This is a genomic window from Delftia sp. ZNC0008 (assembly GCF_000799035.1).
In the GTDB taxonomy this organism is placed as follows: domain Bacteria; phylum Pseudomonadota; class Gammaproteobacteria; order Burkholderiales; family Burkholderiaceae_C; genus Comamonas; species Comamonas tsuruhatensis.
This window is the reverse complement of record NZ_JTKZ01000619.1, coordinates 1-4,303: the sequence shown is the minus strand read 5'-3', so window position 1 is coordinate 4,303 and position 4,303 is coordinate 1. Positions and strand designations below refer to the sequence as shown.

At 67.0% G+C, this 4,303-nt stretch carries 5 protein-coding genes; 1 reads left to right on the top strand and 4 read right to left on the bottom strand.

Features of this window, described 5'->3' with window-relative positions; all coding sequences use genetic code 11:
* A partial coding sequence (locus tag L995_RS20275; protein ID WP_047473278.1) for an ATP-binding cassette domain-containing protein occupies positions 1 to 336 on the bottom strand: 336 nt, incomplete at its 3' end.
* A gap of 13 nt (positions 337 to 349) precedes the next feature.
* A complete protein-coding gene (locus tag L995_RS20270; protein WP_047473276.1) occupies positions 350 to 1,339 on the bottom strand; it encodes a substrate-binding domain-containing protein in 990 nt (329 codons plus the stop codon).
* Positions 1,340 to 1,516: 177 nt separating this feature from the next.
* Here L995_RS20270 and L995_RS20265 point away from each other — a divergent pair, with 177 nt between their 5' ends.
* Positions 1,517 to 2,533 (top strand): LacI family DNA-binding transcriptional regulator, encoded by a 1,017-nt coding sequence (locus tag L995_RS20265; protein WP_047473274.1) that lies wholly within the window; start codon positions 1,517 to 1,519, stop codon positions 2,531 to 2,533.
* A gap of 54 nt (positions 2,534 to 2,587) precedes the next feature.
* Here L995_RS20265 and fic read toward each other — a convergent pair whose 3' ends face one another.
* Together fic and L995_RS20255 are read right to left on the bottom strand one after the other, a co-directional pair.
* Positions 2,588 to 3,706: a protein adenylyltransferase Fic gene (gene fic, locus L995_RS20260; RefSeq protein ID WP_047473272.1), complete on the bottom strand. Its 1,119-nt coding sequence runs from the start codon at positions 3,704 to 3,706 to the stop codon at positions 2,588 to 2,590.
* Between the two features lie 267 nt (positions 3,707 to 3,973).
* The coding region (locus tag L995_RS20255) for a LysR substrate-binding domain-containing protein (RefSeq protein WP_047473269.1) at positions 3,974 to 4,303 on the bottom strand (330 nt) is incomplete at its 5' end.

The window sequence follows — 4,303 nt, the reverse complement described above, 5'->3', positions numbered from 1 at the left end:
CCGCGTGGCCTGGTCGAAGGCGATGTTCTCGGCCACGCTCAGGTTGGGAAACAGCGACAGGTCCTGGTAGATCACCTGGATGCCCAGGGACTTGGCCAGCGCCGGGTCCAGCCGCTGCACCGTCTGTCCGCCGATGTCGATGCGCGCGCCCGGCTGCGGCGCGTGCACGCCGCTGAGCACCTTGATCGCCGTGCTCTTGCCGCTGCCGTTGCTGCCCATCAGGCAGTGCACCTCGCCGGGCATCACGTCCCAGTCCAGCGCATGCAGCGCGGTGGCGTCGCCAAAGCGCACGGTGACCGCCTGCATCCGGACCAGTGCCGTTGTGGTGGCATCCATGGCAGGGCCCGGCTCACAGGCCCAGGCCGACCAGCCGGTCTATGGTCTGCCGGTTGATCGGCTCCAGCTTCTGGCCCTGGATGTTGCGGCGCTCGCGGTCCACCTGCACCTTGCCCAGGCCCGGTATCTCCATGCCGTCCCTGGGCTCGCGGCCGTCGATCAGCATCTTGCCCACATGCACGATCACCTCGCCGGCCAGCGCGGGGTTCCAGATGAAGCCCTCGCGGATCACGCCGTCGCGCACCAGCTTCGCCCCCTGGCCCGGCGAGAACGAGCCCACCACGGCAATGCGCTCGGCTTTGCGCGCATCGGCCACCGCGCGGCCCGCGCCAATGGGGCCCTGGCTGCCGAAGGCCAGAAAGCCCTTGAGGTCGGGATGGGCGCGCATCAGGTCCTGGGCGCTACGGTAGGAGTCGTCCAGGCTCTCGGCCACGCCGAAGCGCTCGGACACCAGCTGCATCTTCGGCCACTGTTTTTTCTGGTGGGCGATGGCCGCATCGGCCCAGGCGTTGTGCAGCGGCACGGTCAGCGAGCCCACGAAGACCACGTACTTGCCTTCGCCACCCATGGCCTTGCCCAGGCTGTCCATGTGGCGCTCGCCAAATCCCGCGACGCTGCTCAGCTCGATGTTCCAGTCGGCGCCCTTCTGGTCGGGCGACTCGTGCGTGAGCACCTTGATGCCTGCGCTGCGCGCACGCCGGAACACGGGCTCCAGCGCCCTGGCGTCATTGGGCACCACGGCGATGACCTTGCTGCGGCGCGCGATCAGGTCCTCGACCGCGCGCACCTGCTGGGCGGCATCGGCCTCGGTGGGGCCGACCATGCCGCTGGAGATGCCCAGCTCGCGGCCTGCCTTGCGGATGCCGGTCTCCATGGCGTTGAACCACGGAATGCCCCCGACCTTGGCCACCACCGACACATCCTCGGCGCTGGCCGCACCTGCCAGTGCCGCCAGGGTGCAGGCCAACAGTGCCCTCGAGAACCGGCTGAATCCATGGAACATGGCGCTCCTCCCTCTGTTTTGCACAATCGATTGCGCAAACTATAGACAGATGGACTTCCATTGCCGATGCGGGATTTCCCGGGCCGCTGCTGCGTGCCGGTGTCGGTCCGCCCGAATCGCTGTCGCAGCGGCTACGATGGCCGCCGAGCGCTCCCGTCCCAACCCCTGCAGAGCACCGTGAACCGCCCCCGAACCTCCACCATCTACGACCTGGCCGAACTGGCCGGCACCTCGGCCTCGACGGTCAGCGCCATCCTCAACGGCAGCTGGCAGTCGCGGCGCATCAGCGAGGAGACCGCGCGCCGCGTGCAGCAGCTCGCCCAGGAACACAGCTTTGCCGTGAACCGCCAGGCCAGCGGCCTGCGCCGCCAGCGCTCGGGGCTGATCGGCATGGTGATTCCCACGCACGAGGACCGCTTCTTCGGCGCGCTGTCCCAGGCCTTCGAGCGCCTGGCCCACGCGCGCGGCCTGTGCCCGCTGGTGGTCAGCACGCTGCGCGACGGCGCGCTGGAGGTGGAGACCGTGCGCTCGCTGATCGCCTTTCGCGTGGAGCACCTCATCGTCACGGGCGCCACCCGGCCCGACGCCATCAGCGCCGAATGCCGCCAGGCCGGCGTGCGCCATGTCAACGTGGATCTGCCGGGGAAGAAGGCGCCCTCCGTCACCAGCGACAACTGCTGGGGTGCGGCCGAACTCACGCGCCTGCTGCTGGCGCGCTCCAGGCCCCCGGCAGGTGCGCCGCAGGACGCCATCTGCTTTCTGGGCGGCGTCCGCAAGGAGTACGCCACCGAGCAGCGCCTGGCCGGCTTTCGCGAAGCCCTGGCGCCCCACACGCCGGTGGCGGACGAGCACATCGTCTGCTGCGGCTACGACCCCGAAGCGGCCCGCCTTGCCATGGCCGCGCTCTACCAGCGCCTGGGCGGCCTGCCGCGCGCGCTGCTGTTCTCATCGGGCATCACGCTGCAAGGCGCCATCCGTTTCCTGCGCGCACTGCCCGATGCGGAACTGGCGCAATGCAGCTTTGGCAGCTACGACTGGGACCCCTATGCCGAATGCCTGCGCTTTCCGGTGCACATGGTGCGCCAGAACGTCGAAGGCCTGATGGCCGAGGCCTTCCGCGCCATCGACGGCGAAGGCCTGCGCGCGGGGCAGGTGGTGCAGGTGCGGCCGCAGTTGGTGGAGTGGGGGCGGTGAGTCGCTTTGTGAGAGGCGCTTGCCTGGAATCCTGGGAAAGCCCGCGTGGCGCTTTCAGCCATAAAGGTGGAACTGGTTGTTGTCGCGGCTGAGCAGTTGCATCAGCTTCGGGTGTATGAACAGCTTCTCTTTGCCAAACGGCATTTCGCGCAGCACGCCCAGGGCGACCAGGTCGTGCAGGTAGCGCGAGGCGGCCTGGCGCTGGGCAATGCCTTTGTCCACCAGGTTGCCGATGCGGCAATACGGCTGCTCAAAGATCACATCCACCAGCTCGCGGGTGTAGATCTTGGGTAGGTGGGTGCGCACGTGTTCGGTGGTGTGTTCAGCGAGCGCTCGGATGGCGGCGATCTTGCCGGTGGTCCATTTGGACGTCTCGGCCACGGCCTGCAGCATGAAGAGCAGCCAGGGTTCCCAGGCCTGGTCCCGAGTGACGCTGAGCAGCAGGCGGTAGTAGTCGGCCTTGTGCGCGATCACATGGCGGCTAAGGTACAGGATGGGCAGATTCAATAGCTCTTCCTGGATGAGGTAGAGGATGTTGAGCACGCGGCCGGTGCGGCCATTGCCGTCGGTGAACGGGTGGATGGCTTCGAACTGGTAGTGACCAACAGCCATGCGGATCAAAGGGTCCAGTTCGGGCTGGTTGTGCAGAAAGCGTTCCCAATTGGCTAGCATCCCGCGCAAGCGGGCCTCTCCTTCTGGCGGGGTGTAAATCACCTCACCAGTGCGGTCATTGGCGAGCTGGGTGCCCGGGGTGCCGCGAATGTCCATGTCCACACCTTTGAGAGTGCGGCACACGTCCACGGCGGTGGTAGTGCACAGCGGGCGCGCTCTGAGCGATTGAAAGCCCTCATGCAGTGCAGTGCGGTAGCGCAGGGCTTCTTTGGTGGCGGGGTCGGCGTTGTCCTGGCCCTGCGCGTACTGAAACAGCTGGTCGGTCGTGGTGACGATGTTCTCGATTTCCGAGCTGTCCTTGGCTTCAAGCAGCGGGATGGTGTTGATCAACATTGCCTGGTTGGGAATGAGTTCGGCCGCTTGCTTGAGTTCGGCCAGCGCGGCGCGGGCCTCAATGCAGGCTTTGAGAACGACCCTGCTTTCCAGCTCGTACGCTGGGGGAAGCGCGGGCAAGTGGTTGTGGGGGTGCTCGGGATGCCAGGCGGGAACGTCGTCATTCATGGTGCCAAAAGTCTGTTTTGTCGACAGATGGGCAGGTTATGTCGTCCCCGACGACACGTCAATGAATCATGTTCTCATTTCGTCGAAATGAAGACGTATATGCGGTTCACGTCACTTCCAACGACATGAATGGGGTATGTCGCTGTTTTTGCCCTGCGCGCTCACGGATTGCCGCTGCGGGCTGGCCGCAGCAGTTCCCATGGCTCCACTTCCAGGGCCCTTGCCAGCATTTCCACTTCGGTGAGCTTGGCGGAGCCGGCCTTGCCTTCATCGCCCTGCACCCACCAACCCCGGCATCACCGTGAAATCCACCTGCGCCTGCGCCAGTTGCTGCATGGCCGGGATCAGGGCGCGGGCGTCGCCGCGCCGCCATTGGAAGGCGTAGTGCAGGGGAGCGAGGGCGGCCTTGGGGTGGGCACCCCCGACGGCGCGCAGGCCCAGGGCGGCGATCCAGCCGGTGGGCAGGAAGCCCACGCCCAGGCCGGCGCGCAGCATGCCGGCCACGGCGCCCCAGCTGTTGCACAGGATGCGCTCGCGCACGCTGGCGCGCTGGGCGAGCAGCCAGTCGTCCAGCAGGCGCGTGGTGCCGGCCTGCGG